Genomic DNA, 583 nt, shown 5'->3' with positions numbered 1-583 from the left:
CGCTCACGGCGATGGTCGCCGGGTGCTTGCCACTGAGGGTGCTCAGCCCGATGGGTGATTGGATGGTGTCGATGGTCGCGGCGTCGTGCCCGGACTCGGCGAGCATCGTGCGGAAGCGAGCCCACTTGGCCGAGGAACCGATCAGCCCGACGCTGCCCAGGCCGGGTGTGCGCAGGACCTGATCGCAGAGGCTGAAGTCCTCGGCGTGGTCGTGGGTCATGATCAGGACGTGGGCGCCCGGCGGCAGGTCCTCGAGGATCTCCTCGGGAAGCACCGAATGGTGCAGGTGCACCGTCGCCTCGCCGGGCTCCAGAGCGCGCGCCGCCTCGATCTGCTCGGGGCGCGAATCCGTGAGGTGGAGCTCGATGTCGTGGCGGGACAGGATGCGCGCGAGTTCGAGGCCCACGTGTCCGACCCCGAAGATCGCGACCGCCGGTACCACCGGGAGCGGCTCGAACAAGAGAACCACCTCGCCTCCACAGCATTGCCGCCCGTGTCGATTCCGGGCCTTGTCGTTCAGTCGCAGGGTGAGGGTCTCCGGCACGGAGATCGCTTCCGCGAGCAGCTCGCGCGCCCGATCGAC

At 69.0% G+C, this 583-nt stretch carries 1 protein-coding gene; it reads right to left on the bottom strand.

Features of this window, described 5'->3' with window-relative positions:
* A partial coding sequence (xdhC, locus tag FK268_RS23490) for a xanthine dehydrogenase accessory protein XdhC (protein ID WP_231707244.1) occupies window positions 1-544 on the bottom strand: 544 nt, incomplete at its 3' end.
* Window positions 545-583 lie beyond the last annotated feature (39 nt).

The sequence above is a fragment of the Tsukamurella sputi genome (genome assembly GCF_007858445.1).
GTDB classification, from domain to species: domain Bacteria; phylum Actinomycetota; class Actinomycetes; order Mycobacteriales; family Mycobacteriaceae; genus Tsukamurella; species Tsukamurella sputi.
This window is presented reverse-complemented; position numbering and strand designations above follow the sequence as displayed.